General features: G+C 66.7%; 17 protein-coding genes and 1 other RNA gene. 1 reads left to right on the top strand and 17 read right to left on the bottom strand.

Annotated features, from left to right (window positions below; translation table 11 throughout):
* Positions 1-12 precede the first annotated feature (12 nt).
* From ftsA to rnpB, 16 genes are all read right to left on the bottom strand, one after another.
* Complete coding sequence (gene ftsA / locus GXY01S_RS11905) at positions 13-1,419, bottom strand: cell division protein FtsA (protein ID WP_061275360.1); 1,407 nt, start codon at positions 1,417-1,419, stop codon at positions 13-15.
* Entirely contained in the window at positions 1,416-2,351 is a 936-nt protein-coding gene (locus GXY01S_RS11900; RefSeq protein ID WP_061275358.1) for a cell division protein FtsQ/DivIB, read from the bottom strand. Before GXY01S_RS11900 ends, ftsA begins: the two co-directional genes overlap by 4 nt.
* A complete protein-coding gene (locus GXY01S_RS11895; protein WP_061275356.1) occupies positions 2,348-3,286 on the bottom strand; it encodes a D-alanine--D-alanine ligase in 939 nt (312 codons plus the stop codon). The genes GXY01S_RS11900 and GXY01S_RS11895 overlap by 4 nt, the downstream gene beginning before the upstream one ends.
* The gene (gene murB, locus GXY01S_RS11890) at positions 3,283-4,236 is read right to left on the bottom strand and encodes a UDP-N-acetylmuramate dehydrogenase (RefSeq protein WP_370664437.1); all 954 of its coding nucleotides are present in this window, start codon (positions 4,234-4,236) and stop codon (positions 3,283-3,285) included. Before murB ends, GXY01S_RS11895 begins: the two co-directional genes overlap by 4 nt.
* Positions 4,237-4,247: 11 nt before the next feature.
* On the bottom strand, positions 4,248-5,696 hold the full coding sequence (murC, locus tag GXY01S_RS11885; protein ID WP_061275352.1) for a UDP-N-acetylmuramate--L-alanine ligase: 1,449 nt from the start codon (positions 5,694-5,696) through the stop codon (positions 4,248-4,250).
* Between the two features lie 33 nt (positions 5,697-5,729).
* Positions 5,730-6,842, bottom strand: coding sequence for an undecaprenyldiphospho-muramoylpentapeptide beta-N-acetylglucosaminyltransferase (murG, locus tag GXY01S_RS11880; protein ID WP_061275349.1), 1,113 nt, complete (start codon positions 6,840-6,842; stop codon positions 5,730-5,732).
* The gene (locus GXY01S_RS11875) at positions 6,839-8,005 is read right to left on the bottom strand and encodes an FtsW/RodA/SpoVE family cell cycle protein (protein WP_061275348.1); all 1,167 of its coding nucleotides are present in this window, start codon (positions 8,003-8,005) and stop codon (positions 6,839-6,841) included. The genes murG and GXY01S_RS11875 overlap by 4 nt, the downstream gene beginning before the upstream one ends.
* Positions 8,002-9,399, bottom strand: coding sequence for a UDP-N-acetylmuramoyl-L-alanine--D-glutamate ligase (gene murD, locus GXY01S_RS11870; protein ID WP_061275346.1), 1,398 nt, complete (start codon positions 9,397-9,399; stop codon positions 8,002-8,004). The genes GXY01S_RS11875 and murD overlap by 4 nt, the downstream gene beginning before the upstream one ends.
* Positions 9,396-10,487, bottom strand: a complete 1,092-nt coding sequence (gene mraY, locus GXY01S_RS11865) for a phospho-N-acetylmuramoyl-pentapeptide-transferase (RefSeq protein WP_061275344.1) — start codon at positions 10,485-10,487, stop codon at positions 9,396-9,398. Before mraY ends, murD begins: the two co-directional genes overlap by 4 nt.
* A complete protein-coding gene (locus tag GXY01S_RS11860; protein WP_061275342.1) occupies positions 10,487-11,878 on the bottom strand; it encodes a UDP-N-acetylmuramoyl-tripeptide--D-alanyl-D-alanine ligase in 1,392 nt (463 codons plus the stop codon). Before GXY01S_RS11860 ends, mraY begins: the two co-directional genes overlap by 1 nt.
* Positions 11,875-13,347, bottom strand: coding sequence for a UDP-N-acetylmuramoyl-L-alanyl-D-glutamate--2,6-diaminopimelate ligase (locus GXY01S_RS11855; protein WP_061275387.1), 1,473 nt, complete (start codon positions 13,345-13,347; stop codon positions 11,875-11,877). Before GXY01S_RS11855 ends, GXY01S_RS11860 begins: the two co-directional genes overlap by 4 nt.
* Positions 13,348-13,352: 5 nt before the next feature.
* Entirely contained in the window at positions 13,353-15,359 is a 2,007-nt protein-coding gene (locus GXY01S_RS11850) for a peptidoglycan D,D-transpeptidase FtsI family protein (RefSeq protein ID WP_061275340.1), read from the bottom strand.
* A gap of 38 nt (positions 15,360-15,397) precedes the next feature.
* A complete protein-coding gene (ftsL, locus tag GXY01S_RS11845) occupies positions 15,398-16,174 on the bottom strand; it encodes a cell division protein FtsL (protein ID WP_061275338.1) in 777 nt (258 codons plus the stop codon).
* Positions 16,171-17,172, bottom strand: coding sequence for a 16S rRNA (cytosine(1402)-N(4))-methyltransferase RsmH (gene rsmH, locus GXY01S_RS11840; RefSeq protein WP_061275336.1), 1,002 nt, complete (start codon positions 17,170-17,172; stop codon positions 16,171-16,173). The genes ftsL and rsmH overlap by 4 nt, the downstream gene beginning before the upstream one ends.
* Positions 17,169-17,645: a division/cell wall cluster transcriptional repressor MraZ gene (mraZ, locus tag GXY01S_RS11835; RefSeq protein WP_061275334.1), complete on the bottom strand. Its 477-nt coding sequence runs from the start codon at positions 17,643-17,645 to the stop codon at positions 17,169-17,171. The genes rsmH and mraZ overlap by 4 nt, the downstream gene beginning before the upstream one ends.
* Positions 17,646-17,969: 324 nt before the next feature.
* Positions 17,970-18,383, bottom strand: an RNA gene (gene rnpB / locus GXY01S_RS11830) — RNase P RNA component class A.
* A 93-nt stretch (positions 18,384-18,476) separates the two neighbouring features.
* Here rnpB and GXY01S_RS11825 point away from each other — a divergent pair.
* Positions 18,477-19,433, top strand: a complete 957-nt coding sequence (locus GXY01S_RS11825) for an alpha/beta hydrolase (protein ID WP_061275332.1) — start codon at positions 18,477-18,479, stop codon at positions 19,431-19,433.
* Positions 19,434-19,467: 34 nt separating this feature from the next.
* Here GXY01S_RS11825 and GXY01S_RS11820 read toward each other — a convergent pair.
* Positions 19,468-19,882: SMI1/KNR4 family protein (locus GXY01S_RS11820; RefSeq protein WP_156470310.1), on the bottom strand; the 415-nt coding region annotated here is incomplete at its 5' end.

Raw genomic sequence — 19,882 nt, 5'->3', positions numbered from 1 at the left:
TTCCGCGCAAGATCATACCCTATCACGTATGAAATCCACAAAACGTCTTACAAGGCCGCCGGGGCGGGCGCCGCGGGTATCGGGCTCGCCCATTTCATCAGCAGCGCCCGCGGCCCAGGCCAGCAATCCGGCCGATGTGGAGAACATGGGCCATGTGGCCGAATTTTCAGGCAGGCCCACAATGCGGCGCGGGCGGCCAAGGCGCACCTGGCGGTTGAGAATGCGCGCCGCCATTGGGCCGATTCCCTCAAGCAGCGAGCCGCCGCCGGTCAGGATCACGCGGCCGTCGGCCGCAGGCCCCACGGCTGCCATTTCCAGCCTGTCACGTATCATTTCCAGGGTTTCCTCCACGCGCGGATGTATGATCGAAACGATCTTTGAGCGTGAAATTCTGACATAATGATGGTCGTTGTCGCCAATAAGCTGCACGAGGATGGGATCGTTATCATCGCCCGCGAGCAGTTCGGCCGAGCCATACATGGTCTTGAGCCGCTCGGCGCTGTCGATCGAGGTGGAAAGACCCTGCGCAATATCGCGTGTGATATGCAGCCCCCCCACCGGAATCGTGGCCGTATGCAGCAGCCTGCCCTCGCCAAACACGCCGATCGAGGTCAGCCCGCCGCCCATGTCCACCACGGTCGCGCCAAGGTTGCGCTCGTCCTCGCTCATCACCGCAAGCCCCGAGGCCAGCGGCGAGGACACCATGCCCGCGATCTTGAGTTCCACGCGTGACAGGACGGCCTCGAGGTTGCGCAGCGCCGTGGTGTTGGCGTCGATCACATGCAGCCGTGCCGAGAGCAGGTCGCACAGGTGCCCGCGCGGATCGATCACTTCCTGCGTATCGTCCACCGCATAGTCGAGCGGCAGGGTATGGATTGCCGAGCGACCCTCGGAGATGGCACGCAGCCGCCCTTCGGCAATGATGCGGCTGACATCGCCCGCGGTGACCTCGCGCCCGCCAACGGGCCAGCGCGCATTGATGTGACGGCTCTCGGGATGGCCGCATGACAGGTTGACGAAAATCGAATCGCGCCGCTCCGTCGCCATGTCCTCCGCCTGCGCCACGGCGTTGCGTATGGCCGATTCCGCCTCGCGCAGGTCCACGATTCCACCTGAGCGCACCCCGTGCGAGCGCCGCCAGCCATGACCGAGGATGCGGATGGTGTTGTCAGGCTCGCCGCGCCCGATCAGGCAGACAATCTTGGTCGAGCCGATGTCAAGCACGCTGAACGGCCCGGTGCGCAGCTTGCGCGTGGGCATGCGCTCGGCGGCGGGCACAAGGGTTGCGGGCGCGCGCGGGCGGGGCACGCGCGTGGGCACGGCAGGGCCACGGATGGCCGGTACCGCAGGGGTTTCCGGTGTGGTCGTGCGTGTTGCGGGAAGGGTCGTCCTGACCGGTCCCGGCACTGGGTAAGTCATGCCCGCCTCCGTCTCAGGCTGTTATCAGGGTCAGGCCATGGCCGCACGGGCGCCTGGTCGCTCGTGGGGGCGGCCGGTGGCGGGCCATCGCCCTGGTCGGGTCCGTTGCTGTTGTCATTTGGCGTCACGGGGTTCTCACGGATGATCAGGCGGTCTGGCAGGCGCATGTCTATGGCGATAACGGGCCGGTCGAGTATTTTTATGGTTTCCTGCATTTGTGCAAGGCGCTTGAGCGCTGCCACTTCCTGTCCCTCGGGCAGCAGGATGGTCGTGCCGTTGCGCAGCGTCAGGTTCCACCGGCGCTGCCCCACGCGGGCTGCGGCCACGACATGGTTGCTCACCTCGGGCTGGGCGGTGAGTTCATCGATCATGGCGGCAGCCGCAAGATTGGCGTCGGGTCCGACCACGAGCGGCAACTGGCGGAAGGCCTCGGCATCCTTGCCGGTCATGCCCTTGTCGCGCACCTGGTTGCCAGCCCGGTCGATCAGCATGAAATGACCGTGATTCTGCCATACCGCAAAGGGCTGGCGCTCGAACAGGTGGATGACAATGGTGCCCGGCAGGTGGCGCTCAACTACGGAATGATCGACAAAGGGCAGCGCGTCGATGCGCTCGCGCGCCGCCTTGACCGAAAAGCCGAGAATAAAATCGCCCGTGCGCACGCCCAGCGCTTCCTGCAGCGCGCTTTCGCTGGTCAGCACGCAGCCGGTTACGTCAATCTCGGTCACGCGCAGCGGCAGCATGTTGATGATCCGTCCCCTGAGTGCGGCAAAGCGCGGGTCCGAGCCGACATGGCGCAGCGCCATGACGCCGCCGGCTACCAGCCCCACCAGCACCAGCCCCACCAGGGCCGGGCGGATCAGGCGTTTCTGGCGGCGCAGGAAGATCGAAAGCCTTGATGGGCGGTCGCCGCTGTCGGTCGGTCGCCTCATGTACGGCAGGTCGCCTGGTCGATCATCCACTGGCACAGCGTGGCGTAGTCCATGCCGCAGGCAGCGGCCTGCTCGGGCAGCAGCGATGTGGGCGTCATGCCCGGCTGGGTGTTGGTCTCGAGTATGACGAGACGACCGGGCCGGTCGGTGCCTGCCGTGTCATCGTACCGGAAATCGGTGCGGCTCGCCCCCCGGCAGCCCAGCGCGCGGTGGGCTGCAAGGGCAAGCTCGCGCGCCTGCGCAAAGGTGGCAGGGTGAATGCGCGCGGGCAGTTCGTGGCACGAGCCGCCAGCAGCGTATTTGGCCTGGTAGTCATAGAAGGTGGGGCCACTGCCGGCGGGCGTGATGTCGGTCACGGTCAGGGCGCGGTCATGCAGCACGCCCACGGTCAGTTCGCGGCCGGGAATGTATTCCTCCACCAGCATCCGGGGGCCGAATGTCCAGCCGCGTGCGATCTCGGCGCGGCGGTTGCTGCCCGCGCGGATGATCTCCACGCCCACTGATGACCCCTCATTGAGCGGCTTGACCACGTAGGGTGCTGGCAGCGGGTCGGCGGGTTCGAGTTCGGCGGGGGGGAGGCACAGGCCGGTGGCGATGGGCAGGCTGGCTGCCGCGAACACGGCGCGGGCGGCAGCCTTGTCCATGGCGGTGGCCGAGGCCCGCACGCCGGAATGCGTGTAGGGAATGCCCATCCAGTCGAGTATGCCCTGAATCGACCCGTCCTCGCCAAAGCGGCCATGCAGGGCGTTGAACACGACATCGGGCTGGCTTTCGTGCAGGTCGCGCACCAAGGCCAGCAGGTCGGCGGTGGGGTCGATGGCATGCACGTCATGGCCAAGGCCGCGCAATGCGTCCGCCACGTTGCGCCCGCTATCGAGGCTGACATCGCGCTCGGCGGAGAGACCGCCCATCAGCACGCAGATGCGGCGTTTCATGTGTTGTCTCCCGTGCCTTGGGGGGCAGGCCGCCCGATGCGCCTGATTTCCCACCGCAGCGTGACCGCCGTATGGTCATGCACGCGCTGGCGCACGACATCACCAAGACGTTCAAGGTCGGCGGCGGTTGCGGTGCCGGTGTTGAGCATGAAGTTGCAGTGCTTCTCGCTGATCTGGGCACCCCCCACCACAAGCCCGCGGCAGCCTGCGGCATCGATCAGTTCCCACGCCTTGCGCTCCGATTCGTCGGGTGCGGGGTTGCGGAAGGTGGAGCCGCCGGTGCGCGCGCGCACCGGCTGGGCGCTCTCGCGCGCGGCACGGATCTCGTCAATGCGCTGGCGGATGACGGCAGGCGGCGCTTCCTGCGCGTTAAGGCGCGCGCGCACCACCACGGCCTGCGGCGGCAGGCTGGCATGGCGGTAGCCAAAATCAAGCGAGGCGGCAGGCAGGCGCAGCAGCCCGCCATCGCGGGTCACGATCTCCACCCAGTCCAGCACGGTGGCCATGTCCGAGCCGTAAGCGCCTGCGTTCATGGCCACGCCACCCCCGATCGAGCCGGGAATGCCCGCCAGGAATTCAAGCCCCGCCAGCCCGGCTTCGGTCGCATGTTCGGCCACGGTCATGTCCAGGCAGGCGGCGCCCACGATCAGGCCATCGCCATCGCGCCGGATGGTTGAAAAGCCACGGGCGAGGCGAATGACCAGCCCGTCAATTCCGCCATCGCGCACGATCACGTTCGAGCACGCGCCCAGCGGCAGCACCGGCACCTCAAGCGGCAGGCGACCGAGCACCTGCGCCAGATCCTCGGCGCTGGCGGGCTGGAACAGAAGCTCGGCGGCACCCCCTACGCGGAACCATGTGCGCGGGCCAAGGGCGGCCTGAGGGGTCAGGCGGCCACGGGGGCGAAAGCCCTCCGTGTCGAGGCACTGCGCCCATTGCGGCAGGGGCATGGCGGGGGCGGTCATGAATGGGCATCCGCCTTCTGGGCGGGGGCATGGGCAATGCCCTGCAGTTCCGCAAGCTGCGCGGGCAGCGCCTGCGCCCAGTTGGTGATGCTGCCAGCACCCAGGCACACCACGAAGTCACCGGGGCGGGCAATGGCGTTGATCATTTCCGCCAGATGCTCAGGCCCCGGCAGCGGCACGACCGAGCGGTGCCCACGCTCGCGCAGGCCCTCGACCAGCGCATCGCGGTCGATGCCCTCGATCGGCTGCTCGCCCGCGGCATACACATCGGTAATGATGACCGTGCCCGCGTCGTTCATGCAGGTGCAGAACTCGTTGAACAGGCTTTTCAGGCGCGAATAGCGGTGCGGCTGCATCACCGCGATCACGTTGCCCGCGCCCGCCTGCCGTGCCGCTTTCAGCACGGCGGCGATCTCGACGGGATGGTGGCCGTAATCATCGATGATGGTGATGCCTCCGGTCTCGCCCGTGCGGGTGAAGCGGCGCTTGACGCCCCTGAAGGCGGCAAAGGCCGAGCGGATGGTGGCATCGTCGATTTCCATCTCGGTGCCCACCGCAATCGCCGCCAGCGCGTTCTGCACGTTGTGGTGGCCCAGCATGGGCAGGCGGAACGGTCCCGCCCGGCGCGAGCGGTTGCGATTGCGGTTGGTGATCACGACCTCGAAGGTGGCCCCGAGCTTGTCGGTAATCACCTTCTCGGCGCGTACGTCGGCCTGGGGTGAAAAGCCGTAGGTGACGATGCGGTGGTCGGACAGGCGCGGGATCATCTGCTGCACGGCGGGGTGGTCGATGCACAGCACGGCAAAGCCATAGAACGGAATGTTCGACACAAACTGGTCATACGCCGCCTGCATCGCCTCTTCCGTGCCCCAGTGGTCGAGGTGCTCGGGGTCCATGTTGGTCACGACCGTAATGACCGAGGGCAGGCGCAGGAACGAGCCATCGCTCTCATCGGCCTCGACCACCATCCAGTCGCCCGAACCCATGCGGGTATTGGTGCCGTAAGCCTCGATGATGCCGCCATTGATGACCGTGGGGTCGAGCTTCGCGGCCTCGAGCACGGCGGCGACAAGGCTGGTGGTGGTGGTCTTGCCATGCGTGCCGCCAACAGCCACCGACCAGCGCAGGCGCATCAGTTCAGCCAGCATCTCGGCCCGGCGCACCACCGGGATCAGCCGCGCGCGTGCGGCCACCACCTCGGGGTTGTCGCGCTTGACGGCAGTCGAGGTGACCACCACCTGCGCCCCGCCAAGATTGGCCGCGTCATGGCCAATGGTGACGGGAATGCCGGAAGCACGCAGGCGGACTACATTGGCGCTCTCGGCAATGTCGGAGCCCTGCACCGCATAGCCAAGCATGTGCAGCACTTCGGCAATGCCGGACATGCCAATTCCGCCAATGCCGACGAAATGAATGGTGCCAATCGAAAGGGGCAGGGCTCTCATCTACTCAGGTCTCCGTATTCGCGCTGCCGGGAATTAAGCGGTGCGGGGCGTGTCAGGCAAGCGGGCTTCTATCATATCGGCCAGAAGGCGGGCGGCATCGGGGCGGCCAAGGCGGCTCGCGGCCTGCGCCGTGCGGGCCAGCAGGTCGCGGTCAGCCAGTAGGGTGGTCAGGCGTTGCGTGAGCGTGGGGGCCGTAAAATCAGGCTGGCGGATCATCCACGCCGCCCCCGCATCAACCAGCGCCTGTGCGTTGGCGCCCTGTTCGTCGCGTGCCGCGATGGGCAGCGGCACCAGAAGCGACGGGCGGCCCGCTACCGCCAGTTCCGCCACTGATGAGCCACCCGCGCGGCCAATCACCAGATGGGCTGCGCGCAGCAGGCCGGGCACGTCATCAAGGAAAGGCGCTATGGTGGCGGGAATGCCAGCCGTTTTATAGGCGGCCTGCACGCGTTCGACATCCTCCGCGCGGGCCTGCTGGGTGACCTGCAACCGCGCGCGCAGCGCAGGCGGCAGGGCGGCAAGGGCTTCGGGCACCACGTCGCTGAACACGCGCGCGCCGAGCGAGCCGCCCCATACCAAAAGGTTGAGCACGCCGTTGGAGGGTTCATAGCCTTCCCCGCCCAGTGCCGCGATGTCAGGCCGCACCGGCATGCCGGTGAGCGTTGTGGGCACGCCCGCGGGCACGCCGGCCACGGTGGGGAAGGAGGTGGCGATGCCATCCATGCGCGGGGCCAGGAAGCCATTGGCCTTGCCCAGCACCGCATTGCCTTCATGAATGAACAGCAGCGGGCGGTTTCTGCCCAGCAGCCAGCCGCCGAGCAGCGGCGGCACGGAGGGGTAGCCGCCAAAGCCGATGATGGCGGCAGGACGGATGCGGCCAATAATGCCGCGTGCCTGCACCGTGCCCCGCGCCAGCGCCAGCGCCGCCCGGCTGGCCCGCGCCAGGCCGCGCCCGGCAATGCCGGCACCAGGCAGTACGAACTGCTGGCGGCCTGCGAACACGCCACTGTCGCGCCCGCCTGCGCGCTGGTCGGTCATGAGGAGAATGTCATGCCCCCGGCGCACCAGTTCGCAGGCCAGCGCCTCGGCGGGGAAGAAGTGGCCGCCGGTGCCCCCGGCCGCCACGGCAATGCAGTGTTGGGTCATGACGATCCTCTCGGTGCGGGGGTAGGGGCTGGTGTAAACTGCCCGAAGCGGGTCTCGTTGGGCCGGTTGCGGGTCAGCGCCAGCACCAGCCCGATGGTCAGCGCCACCGACATGGCCGATGACCCGCCATAGGAAATGAACGGCAGCGTCATGCCCTTGGTCGGGATGAGGTGCAGCGTCGAGCCCATGTTGACAAAGGCCTGCAACCCGAAGCCCGTCACCAGCCCCGCGGAGGCCACCGCAATGAAGGGATCGTTCTCGCGCAGCAGCTTGAGCAGCGTGCGGATGACGATGGTGGCAAACACGCCAATGATGAACAGGCACACCAGCATGCCGAATTCCTCGCCCGCCACCGCGAATACGAAATCGGCATGCGCATCGGGCAGCAGGTCCTTCACCCGGCCTTCACCCGGCCCGCGCCCCAAAAGCCCGCCATTGCCAAAGGCGCGCAGCGCGGTGTCGATCTGGTAATGGTCGCCCACGGCGGGGTGCAAAAACCGCTCAACGCGCGAGCGCACGTGCGGAAACACCATATACGCGCCTATGAACGCCGCCACCATGCTGGCCACGCCCGCGCCAACCAGGAACAGGCTCAGCCCATCAACAAACAGCTGCGCCAGGAACACGGTGGTGATCACGCTCAGCATGCCGATATCGGGCTGCGACTTGAGCAGCAGCAGCACAAGCGCGAACAGCCCAAGCGCCACCAGCAGGCCGGGGAAATATGCTCGCGTCCTGCGCTCGGTCAGCAGCCAGGCGGTGACCACGGCAAAGAAGGGCTTGAGGAATTCGGAGGGCTGGACCGACATCATCGGCAGCGCGATCCACCGCCGCGCGCCCTTGATCTCGATGCCATGCACAAGGGTCATGAAGGTGGCGGCAAGTGCGAGCACGAAGCCGATCCACCCCACCAGCCGCACCCCGCGCAGCGAAAGGAGCGAGGTTACGCACACGATCACCGCCGCGAGCACCAGAAAGACGACCTGCTTGAAAATGAACATATCGCGCGAGGCGCCAATGCGCACCGCCACCGCCGGGCTTGCCGCCAGCATCAGGATATAGCCGAACCCGATCAGGATACCCACGCAGATCAGCGTGACCCGGTCGATGCTCCGCCACCATCGCGCCAGATGCGAGGTGTTTATGCGCGACAGGTTGCTCATTGCGCGCCGGTGCCCTCCGGCCCTGCCGCAAGGGCCTGCACAAGGGCTGCGAAGCGCGTGCCACGGGCTTCAAAACCGCTGAACTGGTCAAAGCTCGCACAGGCGGGTGAGAGCATCACCACGTCCACGCCCAGCGCGCGGGCGGCGTCCAGCGCCTCGGGCACGGCGCGCTCAAGGGTTTCGACAATGCGGTAGGGCACCTTGTGCTGCGCAAGGGTCCGGGCCAGCGCTGGCGCATCGCGCCCGACCAGCAATGCCAGCGCCACGCGCCCGAACAGGGGCGCAAGCGGTTCGATGCCGCCCGCCTTGGCCGTGCCGCCCGCAATCCACACCATGCGCTCATGGCAGGCCAGCGCGCGGGCCGTGGCATCGGCATTGGTGGCCTTGCTGTCATTGATGAAGCGGATGCCCCCCACGCTGCCCACCGTTTTCTGCCGGTGGTCCAGCGCGCTGAAGCTGCGCAGCGCGCCCTCCACCGCAGCCCGTGGCAGGCCCAGATGCAGCGCCATGGCGGTGGCGGCGGCGGCATTCTCGCGGTTATGGGTGCCGGGCAGGTCGGGCACGTGGGTCAGGTCGGCAATCACGCCGTGGCGGTCGCACAGTGCTTGCGGCGTGCAGTAGAAATCGCATTGCGGTATGTCGGCGCCGCTGATGCACGCCACCGTGGCGCGGGTTGGCGCAAGCTGGCGGTTCAGGCTGGCATAATCGGGCAGGGTCGCGCCCAGCACGGCCAGGTCGCCCGGTCCCTGACGGTCAAACACATGCATCTTGGCCCGCGTGTAGCCGGTCATGTCGCCATGGCGGTCAAGGTGGTCGGGGGTGAGGTTGAGCAGGCAGGCGGCATCGAAATGCAACTGCTCCAGCCGCTCGAGCATGTACGATGACATTTCGAGCACGTACACCCCGTCATCAGGCAGTAGCGGCAGGCTGAGTGCGGCAGGACCGAGGTTGCCGCCAGCCGCTACCGCAATGCCGCCACAGGCCAGCATGTGCGCCAGCAGCACGGTGGTGGTGGATTTGCCATTGGTGCCGGTAATGCCCGCAAAACGCGCCCGCCCGCCTGCCGCCCGCACGGCGCGGAACAGCAGTTCGGCATCGGACAGGATCGGCACGCCTGCATCCCGCGCCATGGTGGCCAGCGGGTGCGGGCTGGGCAGGTGGTGCGGAATGCCGGGCGAGAGCACGAGGGCCGCAAGCCCCAGCATGTTGGCAAACGGCGCAACCTTCAGGCGCGGGTGGGCGGCAAGGGCCGCACGGGCCTCGGGCCGGTCATCCCACGCCTGCACGCTTGCCCCCATGGCCAGCAGGGCGGCAACGGCAGCATTGCCGTTACGGCCCAGCCCCGCTACGCCATAATGGTGGCCCGCGAATAGGGTGGGGGGGAAGCCGCTCACCGCAGTTTCAGCGTGGCCAGACCACACAGCCCCAGCACGATGGACACGATCCAGAAGCGGATCACGATCTTGGATTCCGCCCAGCCCTTTTTCTCGAAATGATGGTGCAGCGGCGCCATCAGGAACACGCGCCGCCCGGTGCGCTTGTACCAGAACACCTGGATGATGACCGAAAGCGTTTCCACCACGAACAGCCCGCCCACGATGCACAGCACCAGCTCATGCTTGACCGCAACGGCCACGGCGCCGAGCGCGCCACCAAGGGCGAGCGAGCCGGTATCGCCCATGAACACGGCGGCAGGCGGCGCGTTGAACCACAGGAAGCCCAGCCCCGCGCCCACAAGGGCGGAGCAGAACACCCCAAGCTCGCCCGTGCCGGGCACGGCGTGCAGTTGCAGGTAGTCGGCAAACACATGGTTGCCCACGAGGTAGGAGATCAGCGCGAACACGAGGGCTGCTACAATGACCGGCACGATGGCCAGCCCGTCCAGCCCGTCGGTAAAGTTCACGGCGTTGCCGAACCCGGTGATGGTGATCATGGCGAACAGGGGAAAGGCGTAGCCCAGCGGCAGCAGCAGGTCTTTCACGAACGGAAAGGCGAGGTGGTTGGCGAGGTCGGGCGGCATCATGTGCTCGAGCCAGATGCCGCCGATCAGTGAGGCCCCGAACTCGCAGCCCAGCCGCACCCGCTTGGACACGCCATCGGTATTGCGGCGTGAGAGCTTGAGGTAGTCATCGGCAAAGCCCACCGCGCCAAACGCCGCCGTGGTGAGCATGACGGCCCACACGAAGCCGTTGGTCAGGTCAGCCCAGAGCAGGGTCGAGCCGAACAGCGAGAGCAGGATCAGCACGCCGCCCATGGTGGGGGTGCCGACCTTCTCGATCAGGTGGCGCTCCGGCCCGAGCTTGCGGATGGGCTGGCCACCGCGCTGGATGCGGCGCAATTGCGCGATCAGCGGGTTGCCCAGGCACAGGCTGATGACCAGTGCAGTCAGGCACGCAGCGCCCGAGCGGAACGTGATGTAGCGGAACAGGTTGAGCACGGAGGTATGGGCCGTGGCATGGTGCTCGAACAGGTCATAGAGCATCAGGCCGGTCCCACCCGGGCGTCATCGGCCTGCAGGGCGGCAACGACATGGCGCATGCGGCTGCCAAGGCTGCCCTTGACCATGACCGTGTCGCCCGCGCGCAGGGCAGTGCGCACCAGGGGGGCGAGCGTGGTGGAATCCGGCGCCCAGGCCCCGCGTAGGGCAGGGGGCAGGCTGTCAAAGAGTGTTTTCATATTCGGGCCGCAACAGAAGACAGCATCCGCGTTCGCGCGGACGGCAGGGAGAAGGGAGGCATGCTCATGCCGCGCAAACGCGCCGAGTTCAAGCATGTCGCCCAGCACGGCGATGCGCCGCCCCGTGGCAACCAGCCCGAGCAGGTCGAGTGCGGCGCAGACAGAGGCCGGTGAGGCATTGTAGCTCTCATCAAGCAGGGCAACCTTGTCATGCATCACCTTTGCAAGCGCGCCCCGCCCGGCACCGGGGCGGAAGGTGGCAAGGCCCGCCACGGCACGGGCCATGTCAGCGCCCGCCGCATGCGCTGCCGCCAGCGCCAGCATGGCGTTGTCAGCCATGTGGCGGCCCGGCGCGTTGACGCGTGCCACACCCTGCCAGTCCGGCAGCGTGAGGCTGAAGGTGCTACCCTGTGCATCCTGCGCCACGTCACCCGCCTGCGCCGCGCAGTCCGCCGTGGTGCCCGTGCGCCACAGGGTAGCCCGTGCCTTGGCGGCATTGCGTTCAAAATGGTCACTTCCCGCAATCCCGGCGGCCACGACGGCGATGCCACCCGCAGGCAGGGCCAGCAGGAGTTCCGCCTTTTCACGCGCAATGGCGTCGATGCTGCCCATCAGCCCCAGATGCGAGGCGGCAACCGTGGTCACCACTGCCACGTCGGGCCGCACCATGGCGGCAAGCGGCGCGATCTCGCCCGCATGGTTCATGCCGATCTCGCACACGCAATAAGCACTTGCGGCAGGCAGGCGGGCGAGCGTGAGCGGTACGCCCCAGTGATTGTTATACGACGCCACGGCGCAATGGGTCGGCCCGCACGCGCTGAGTGCGGCATGCAGCATGTCCTTGACCGAGGTCTTGCCCACGCTGCCGGTCACGGCCAGCATGCGGCCCGCAAAACGCGCGCGGGCAAAACGGGCCATGCCCTGCATGGCGGCCAGCGTGTCATCCACCTTCAGAATGCGCGGGTCATCACCACAGGGCTCATGCGCCACCACGGCGGCAGCGCCCGCGGCAAGGGCTGCGGCGGCATGCGCATGCCCGTTGCTGTTCTCGCCAATCAGCGCAATGAACACATCGCCCGGCCGGAGCGTGCGGGTATCGATCGAGACGCCGGTGCCTGCAATGGTCACTGCGCCGGAGGGCGGAAAACGCCCTGATGTCGCGGCCTCAAGGTCCGCGCGGCTCCATAGCACTGTCATTCAGTCCCCGTCAGGCCACGGATCACCGTGGCATCATCAAATGGCAGCACCGCATCACCCACGATCTGCCCCTGTTCATGGCCCTTGCCCGCCACCACCAGCACGTCGCCCGCACCCAGCATGTCCAGCCCCGCCGCAATGGCCTGTTTGCGGTCACCGATCTCGATGGCGCCGGGGCTGGCCGCCATGATGGCGGCGCGAATGGCGGCGGGCTGCTCGCTGCGGGGATTGTCATCTGTTACGATCACGGTGTCGGCCAGTTGCGTGGCGGTGGCGCCCATCACGGGCCGCTTGCCCCGGTCACGGTCGCCGCCCGCCCCCATCACGATCACCAGTCTGCCCGGCGTGTGGGGGCGCAGCGAGTGCAGCAGGCGGGCAATGGCATCGGGCGTGTGGGCGAAATCGACATAGGCGGCGGCCCCGCCCGGCAGCACGGCGGCGCGTTCGAGCCTGCCGCGTACGCCATGCAGGTGCGGCAGGAGGGCAAGTGCGCGCGCAGGCGCATCTTCCGCGCGGCCAGAAAGGGCTGCGGCCATGAGGAGGTTATCAACCTGAAAGCGCCCGACCAGTTTTATGCTGACCGCGCATTCCCCCGCAGGGGTGGCAATGCGCAGGTCCTGCCCCAAGGGGGTCGCGCGGGCGGAGAGCAGGCGCAGCGTCGTGCCCTGCGTGCCGGTGGTGCGCAGCACGAGGTTGCGGCGTCGGGCAATGGCGCGCACGGCGGCGCAGGTTTCGGCGTCCATATCCGCATTGAGGGCTGCAATGCCGCCTTCGGGCAGGATCGTGTCGAACAGGCGCAGCTTGGCGGCACGGTAATGCGCGGTGGTGCCGTGATAGTCCAGATGGTCGTGAGTGAGATTGCTGAACCCCGCGGCATAGGGCGTGAGGCCATCAAGCCTGCGCTGTTCCAGCCCGTGCGATGACGCCTCGATGGCGACATGCTCCACGCCCCCCGTAGCCATCGCGCCAAGCAGGCGCATCAGGCCCACGCTGTCGGGCGTGGTGAGTACGGGGCCGCAATCAGGCAGCGGGCAGGGGGCCACCGCGCCCAGCGTGCCGATGGTGCCTGCCTGCAAGCCCTGAAGCGCCCAGATCTGGCGCAGGAACTCCGCCGTGCTGGTCTTGCCGTTGGTGCCGGTAATGGCTGCGATACTGGCGGGCAGGCGCGGGGCAAGCGCGTGCGCGATCAGGGCCACGGCACGGCGGGCGTCAGCCACCTGCACGCAGGCAACACCCGGCGGCGGCACGAAATCGGGGTCAGCCTGCACCAGCAGGGCTGCGACGCCATTGGCCACGGCCTGCGGAATATAGGCCCGCCCATCCACCCGCGTGCCACGCAGGGCGGCAAAGATCACGCCGGGGCCAGTAGCGCGACTGTCTGCCGTAATGCTGGTGACGGGACCGGTTGCGGCAGGCAGGGGCCGCACGGCATCCACGCCCGCGCGGTGCAGGAGTTCGGTCAGGTCCATGCGCGTCATCCCCGCTCGCGCTGGTGGTGGCCGGGCGCGCGCCCGGCTTCATTGCGGGCATGCAGGGCATGGCTGGCGGGTGCTGCCTCGGTCACGTCACGCGCGGCATGGGTGCGGGCGGCGGCGGCGCGGGGAGCGGTTTCATGCTCGTGCTCATGCAGCCGGGCCGTGCCAGGGTCGTAGCCCGGCCCGAGCGCGCGGTAGCCACGCGGCACGGCAGGCCGCATGGGAATGGCCAGCGAGGCCTCGATCGCGGCTTCATGCTGCGTATCGGGAAACAGCCCGAGCATGGGGGCGATGCGCGTGATCATGTGGGCGGCCGTGGGAGCCGCGTTCCACCCCGCCGTGGTCCAGCCATGGGTCTGGGCGGTGGGCTTGGGGCTGTCGAGCATGACGTAGATGGCGTAGTGCGGCGCATTCATGGGGAAGATGCCGGTAAAGGCCGAGACGTTGACATGCTTGAGGTAGCCGCCATGCGCGCCGATCTTTTCCGCCGTGCCGGTCTTGCCGCCCACGTAATAGCCCGGTGATTCCGCCTTCTGCCCCGTGCCCTTGGCCACGTCGAGGCGCAGGATCCTGCGCAGGATATCGGAATTGGCAGCCGAGATCAGGCGCTCCGCATCGGCGGGCATGGCTGCATCGGCATCGGTGGGCGCATCCGTGGCGGTGGGGCTCTGGGCCGCGACAAGGGTTGGCCGGAGCAGAAAGCCGCCATTGGCTGTGGCCGCCGTGCCCCGCACGATGGAAAGCGGCGGCTCCGCCACGCCATGGCCGAACGCCACCGTCATGGTGGTCGAAACCCCCCAGTTATGCACGGAAGGGATGATGGGCCGCCCCGCCTCGGGCAGTTCGATCGGCACGCGCGAGAAGAAGCCCATCCTGCGCAGCCATTCCTGCTGGCGGGGTGCGCCCGCATCGAGTGCGATATGGGCGGCGGCGGGGTTGGAAGAATAGGCCATGACCTCGGGCAGCGACAGCCACGGGGCGAAATGGTCGTTCTTCATGTCCGATATGGTAAAGCGGCCGATCTTGATGGGCGTGCTCGAAAAACTGTCCCAGATATGGGCAACGCCTTCCTGCAGTGCCATGGCCACGGTCTGGAGCTTGAAGGTCGAGCCGGGTTCGTACATGCCCGTCACGGCGCGGTTGAAGCGTGAATCGGGGGCAGCGCGGCCAAAGTCGTTGGCGTCATAATCGGGCAGGCTGACCATGGTGATGATCTCGCCGGTATGCACGTCCATCACGATGGCGCAGGCACCGATGGCCTGGAACATGTCCATCGCCGCCTGAAGTTCGTCATGCACCACGTTCTGCACGCGTACGTCGAGAGAAAGGCGCAGGGGCTGGCTGTCGCCATCGAGGCGCTTGCCAAAATACCGCTCGATGCCCGCCACGCCGTGATCATCAATATCCACCCCGCCCATAATATGGGCGGCCACGCGGCCCATGGGGTAGCGGCGGCGTTCACCGGGTTCGAAATAGATGCCGGGAATGCCAAGGTTGTTGATGGCGAGTTCCTGCGCGGGCGAGATGTCACGCGCCAGATAGACGAACTGCTTGTTCAGCGACAGGCGGCGCTTCGTCTCGGCTTCGTCCAGGCTGGGCAGCGCGAGCTTGAGCCGGTGGGCCGCATCGGCTGCGTCGATCATTTCCTGCGGGTTGGCATAGACCTGGGCGACGGGCAGCGACATGGCCAGCACCTGCCCGTTGCGGTCGGTGACCGAGGCCCGATGCACCTGCGGCAGCACCACGTCGCCCGCGATCATCCCCTTGGGGTCGCTTTTGGGTATGGGCGGCACCTGCGGCGCGATCTGCTGTTGCTGCGGCGGCAGGGGGTTGATGATCGTGGCCAGCGTCAGCTTGAGCGCAATGGCTGAAAACAGCAGGCAGAATCCCCCGGCCACAACCACCAGCCGCGCATGCATGCGGTCCTGCGCCATAAGCGTGCGCAGGCTCCCCCCGGGGGAAGCCTGTCCACCTCTGTCTGGCTGGTTGCTCAAAGGATTTTGCATACGGGTTCCGGGCTACAGGGCCGGTAGGAAAAGGACGATCAGTTGCTGACGGGCACCGGCGGCGGCAGGCTGGTCACATGCGGCGTGCCCAGCGAACTGCCCCCCATGCGGGGCGGGGCGGTGGGGTGCCATGCCGCCTCGGCTATGTTCTGGCTGCGGGGGCGGTCGCTCGCGGCCATGCGGGCCGGGGTGATCATGCTCTCACGCGGGCTGGGCGGCAGATGCACGGGCTCGGCTGCCGCCATGCGTTCGGGCGGGCGGGCATGCTCGGGGGCGGCATGCACGGGCGCGCGCGGCTCGATCTGGGCCATGGCGCGGGCCAGTCCGTCATGCTGGGCGGTCGGCTCGGCATGGTGGGTGGGGAGGGCCGCCATGGCGTGTTCGATATGGGCGGGCGTGGCCGGTGTGGCGATTGCGGGCAGGGCGGCCACGGCCTCATGCGCGGGGGCGGGGGCTGCATGATCGGCGGCAAGGGTGGCCACCATCGTTGCACGGGGGGCGGGCACGGGGTGGTGCGAGGGCACGCCAACAGGCGGCAGGTGGGCGCCCAGCGCCGACATCTGCACGAACTGCGTGGGCGAGACGGGCTGGAGCGCCTTGTCGTAACGGCTTGCCAGCGTGCCGAGCCGGTCGGGCTGGTTCAGCATGGCCCACTCGGCGCGCAGCATGGCGGTCTGTGCGCGGGTACGCTCCGTCTGCTCCACGATCTGGGCAATCTGGTGGTCGAGTGCTGTGGTCTGCTGTTTCTTGTTATAAAGGAACAGACCGGACACGGCCGCCACCATGGCAAAGAAAAGCGTGACAAACCGACTCATGCGGCAGGTTCCGATGCTGCGGTGGATGGGGGGGCAATGCATTCCATCGCGCGCAGTCTTGCGCTGCGTGCACGTGGATTACGGTGGGTTTCTTCCGCACCTGGCCGGATGGGGCGTCCGGTCAGGAGCCTGAAGCTGGTGGGGCCTGCGCGCTCGGTCATGGCGCGGGGGTCATGACGGGAGGGGGCGGGCACGCGGCCTGCCGCGCGCAGCATGGCCTGCTTGACCAGCCTGTCTTCCAGCGAATGGAACGAGACGACAACCAGCCGCCCGCCCGGCGCGAGCAGGCCGGGGGCCTGGTCCAGCACGGAGCGGATCTGGCCGAGTTCGTCATTGACGTGAATGCGCAGCCCCTGGAACGTGCGGGTGGCAGGGTCGATGCCCGAACGGTCGGGGCGCACGACCGAGCGCACCACGTCGGCAAGCTGTGTGGTGCGCAGCAGCGGGGCCTCGGCGCGTGCCGTCACGATGGCGCGCGCCACCCGGCGCGACAGGCGCTCCTCGCCATAATGGTAGATGATATCGGCCAGTTCCTCCTCGGGCAGGGTATTGACCACATCGGCCGCTGTCGGTCCCGTGTCATTCATGCGCATGTCCAGCGGGCCATCCATGCGGAAGGAGAAGCCGCGCTCGGCTTCGTCGATCTGGTAGGACGACACGCCCAGGTCGAGCACGATGCCGTCCACCTTCGTCACCTCATCTTCGGCCAGCAGGGCCGCCATGTCGGCAAAGCCGCCATGAAGCAGGTGCAGCCGCGTGCCGCCATGCCCATCGGGGAAGGTGGGGGCAAGGGCCGCGCCGCGCGCGATGGCGGCGGGGTCGCGGTCGATGCCCCACAACTGGCAGTTGCTGCTGGCCAGGATGGCGCGCGCATACCCGCCGCCGCCAAACGTGCCATCCACGTAACGACCGGCATCATGCGGGGCGAGGTACTCCATTACCTCGGCCAGCATCACCGGCACATGGCCGGGATCGTGCGGGGGGAAGGGGCCGTTCATGACGGCGTGCCCGTGGCGGGCGGCACGCCCCGGCCAGTGGTGAGGCTGCGCGCGCGCAGGCGGGCATCGGCCCGGCGGGCGCTTGCTGCCTGCGGCTCCCAGATCTGGAAGGTGCGGCCCAGCCCCATGAAGGTGGCCTGATCGGTCAGGCCCGCATGGGCACGCAGGGATTCGGGCAGCAGGATGCGACCTTCGCGGTCAGCCTCGAACGGATAGGCATCGGCATAGAGGGCGGTGGCCAGGTCGTCGTGATCTTGGGAAAAAATGTCCATTTCATCCAGCGGGCGGGTCAGTGCGGCAAAAGCATCAGCGGGCCATGCCTCAAGGCAAGGATGCAGATGGGACGGACGCAGGATGGCCAGCGGTTCGCCCGATTTGGCCCGGGCACGCAGCGCGGCACGGAATGCGGAGGGAATGGAAACCCGTCCTTTTGCATCCAGCCGGTTCTGGTGTGTGCCCAGGAATACACTCACGCTGCGCGATGCCCTCCCTCGGCAAATTTCGAAAAGCCAGTGATCAGCCCCCGTGGCGCCTGTTACCGCGCCCCTTTTCTGAATCTGGTGTGAGCATGGGATAACATGGGATTTTATGGGGGGTCAATTAAAGATGCAGGAAAGATGGCCGAAAAATACTGTTATTGCAGCACAGGTGAGTGATGTGGCATGTAAAACCATGCCGGGCGCACGCAATATGGCAGGAATGTGCCTTGTTTATGATTTGTTCTTTGGCGTTAATACTTGTAAACAACTCTGGGTAGAGCGCCCCGCCCAGGGCGGTTGAATTCGGGATATGGGGAAAATGCCAGACGGTCTGTAAGCCGGGTTCTGTCCGCCCCTTGCAGGGCGGGACGATCATTCCTCTGCGATGCGCATTGCGGCGCACCTGACGCGACCAACCCGAACGACAGGGCGGAAAAACCCCTGATGGCGCCTTGCGGCCCATCCGCCGTTCCTATTCGGTCTTGCTCCCGGTGGGGTTTGCCCTGCCATCCATGTTACCATGCATGCGGTGCGCTCTTACCGCACCGTTTCACCCTTGCCCCCAACGTCGCCCGCATTGCTGCGTGCGCCGCCGTGAGGGCGGTCTGTTTTCTGTGGCACTGTCCCTGGGGTCGCCCCCGCCGGCCGTTAGCCGGCACCGTTTTTCCGTGGAGCCCGGACTTTCCTCCATCACGCGTATGACCACGTGGCAGCGACCGTCCGACCGTCTGGCATGCGGAAACTGGCGGTGCATGCGCGTAGCGTCAAGCGATAAATGAGGGGGTTGTATCCTTTCAATCCGTTTTCCAGCCAAAAAGGCGCTTCATGCCCGACTCAACCGCTGCCTCCCGCCCTGGCCTGCTCACCCGCACATTGCTGGGTGGCATGCACTGGTGGCACGCGCGGCGGCGCAACGTCGAGCCACACACGCTGGAGGACATGCGCCGCAAGCTCGACCGCCCATGTTTTCCCATGGGGCTGTCCTCGCTGCAGGTGCGGCGCGTGATCAACTGCCGCGTGCCCGGGCGTGACGGCCTGATGGCCGCCCGGCTTTATGTGCCTTATGGCCGGGTGCGTGGGGTTGTGCTGTTCATGCATGGGGGCGGGTATGTGCATTGCGGGCTGAATTCGCATCACGGCATATGCTGCAGGCTGGCGCGGCAGTCGGGGGCGGCGGTGCTGTCCATCGATTACAGCCTTGCGCCCGAGAACCGCTTTCCCCATGCGGTGGAGGATTGCTGGGCGGCGTTGCAGTGGCTGGCGGGCGAGGCGCATCGCTGGGGCGGGCAGATTGCCGTTGCGGGTGACAGCGCGGGCGGCACGCTGGCCGCCGTGCTGGCCCAGATGGCGCGTGACCGGGGCGGCCCGGCGCTTGCTATGCAACTGCTCTATTACCCCTCGCTGTATGGGGAGCGTGACGTGCCCTCGCGCGAGACCTATGCCACGGGCTACATGCTCTCAACCAAGCTGATGGAATGGTATGCCGAGCAGTATATCCGCACGCCAGCCGACCTGCATGATCCGCGGCTTGCGCCCATTTTCGCGCCCTCGCTCGCGGACCTGCCGCCTGCAGTAATCGGGCTGGCGCAATGCGACCCCCTGCATGATGAAGGCACCGGCTACGCCCATGCCCTGCAGCAGGCGGGAGGCACGGCTGAAACCCGCACCTGGCGCGGCACGGTGCATGGGTTCCTCAATTTTTACGCCTTTCTGCCCGCAGGCCGTGCTGCCATAAAATATGGCGCCCATGCCCTGCGGCGCGTGCTGCGTGGGCAGGGCTGACAAACTGGAGACGCTTCCGGGGAAGCAGCTTCGATCAGGACATCCGGGCTGAAGCAGGCGCGCCGTCATGGCCCATGTAGTCGCTATCATAATAATAAATACAAGCGTCGCCTTTATTTTTCATCAGGAAGTACGTGCCGCCGCTGCCAAGCGCAAATGGAAAGAAATATTGTGATGTCTCGTCATCTGCTATGAGGGAGATGTGACTAGCTATGTCTTCTATTTCTATAAAATATCGAACATAAGAACTTTGCGGTTCAGAAATGTCATAATATCCATTCCTGATTTCAGCGCCGTTATGCCGCCTGATGAACTGTAAATAGTCGTTATTGAAAATGGCATCGATACCAGCCTCCACGGCCGCTATTTCCTTTGGGAACGGCATGGATTTTGCATGACTGATCTTTATCTTTTTTCGGCCCGAAAAATATCCAGAATTCATATGAAAG

Origin of the sequence: Komagataeibacter xylinus NBRC 15237 (assembly GCF_001571345.1) — a bacterium.
GTDB classification, from domain to species: Bacteria; Pseudomonadota; Alphaproteobacteria; order Acetobacterales; family Acetobacteraceae; genus Komagataeibacter; species Komagataeibacter xylinus.
Note: the sequence above shows the minus strand (reverse complement) of the source record. Positions and strands in the feature narration are given on the sequence as shown.

Coding starts and splice junctions, on each gene's coding strand:
- ftsA (WP_061275360.1), bottom strand. CDS start 1,419: ATGACTTACCCAGTGCCGGGACCGGTCAGGACGACCCTTCCCGCAACA.
- GXY01S_RS11900 (WP_061275358.1), bottom strand. CDS start 2,351: ATGAGGCGACCGACCGACAGCGGCGACCGCCCATCAAGGCTTTCGATC.
- GXY01S_RS11895 (WP_061275356.1), bottom strand. CDS start 3,286: ATGAAACGCCGCATCTGCGTGCTGATGGGCGGTCTCTCCGCCGAGCGC.
- murB (WP_370664437.1), bottom strand. CDS start 4,236: ATGCCCCTGCCGCAATGGGCGCAGTGCCTCGACACGGAGGGCTTTCGC.
- murC (WP_061275352.1), bottom strand. CDS start 5,696: ATGAGAGCCCTGCCCCTTTCGATTGGCACCATTCATTTCGTCGGCATT.
- murG (WP_061275349.1), bottom strand. CDS start 6,842: ATGACCCAACACTGCATTGCCGTGGCGGCCGGGGGCACCGGCGGCCAC.
- GXY01S_RS11875 (WP_061275348.1), bottom strand. CDS start 8,005: ATGAGCAACCTGTCGCGCATAAACACCTCGCATCTGGCGCGATGGTGG.
- mraY (WP_061275344.1), bottom strand. CDS start 10,487: ATGCTCTATGACCTGTTCGAGCACCATGCCACGGCCCATACCTCCGTG.
- GXY01S_RS11860 (WP_061275342.1), bottom strand. CDS start 11,878: ATGACAGTGCTATGGAGCCGCGCGGACCTTGAGGCCGCGACATCAGGG.
- GXY01S_RS11855 (WP_061275387.1), bottom strand. CDS start 13,347: ATGGACCTGACCGAACTCCTGCACCGCGCGGGCGTGGATGCCGTGCGG.
- GXY01S_RS11850 (WP_061275340.1), bottom strand. CDS start 15,359: ATGCAAAATCCTTTGAGCAACCAGCCAGACAGAGGTGGACAGGCTTCC.
- ftsL (WP_061275338.1), bottom strand. CDS start 16,174: ATGAGTCGGTTTGTCACGCTTTTCTTTGCCATGGTGGCGGCCGTGTCC.
- rsmH (WP_061275336.1), bottom strand. CDS start 17,172: ATGAACGGCCCCTTCCCCCCGCACGATCCCGGCCATGTGCCGGTGATG.
- GXY01S_RS11825 (WP_061275332.1), top strand. CDS start 18,477: ATGCCCGACTCAACCGCTGCCTCCCGCCCTGGCCTGCTCACCCGCACA.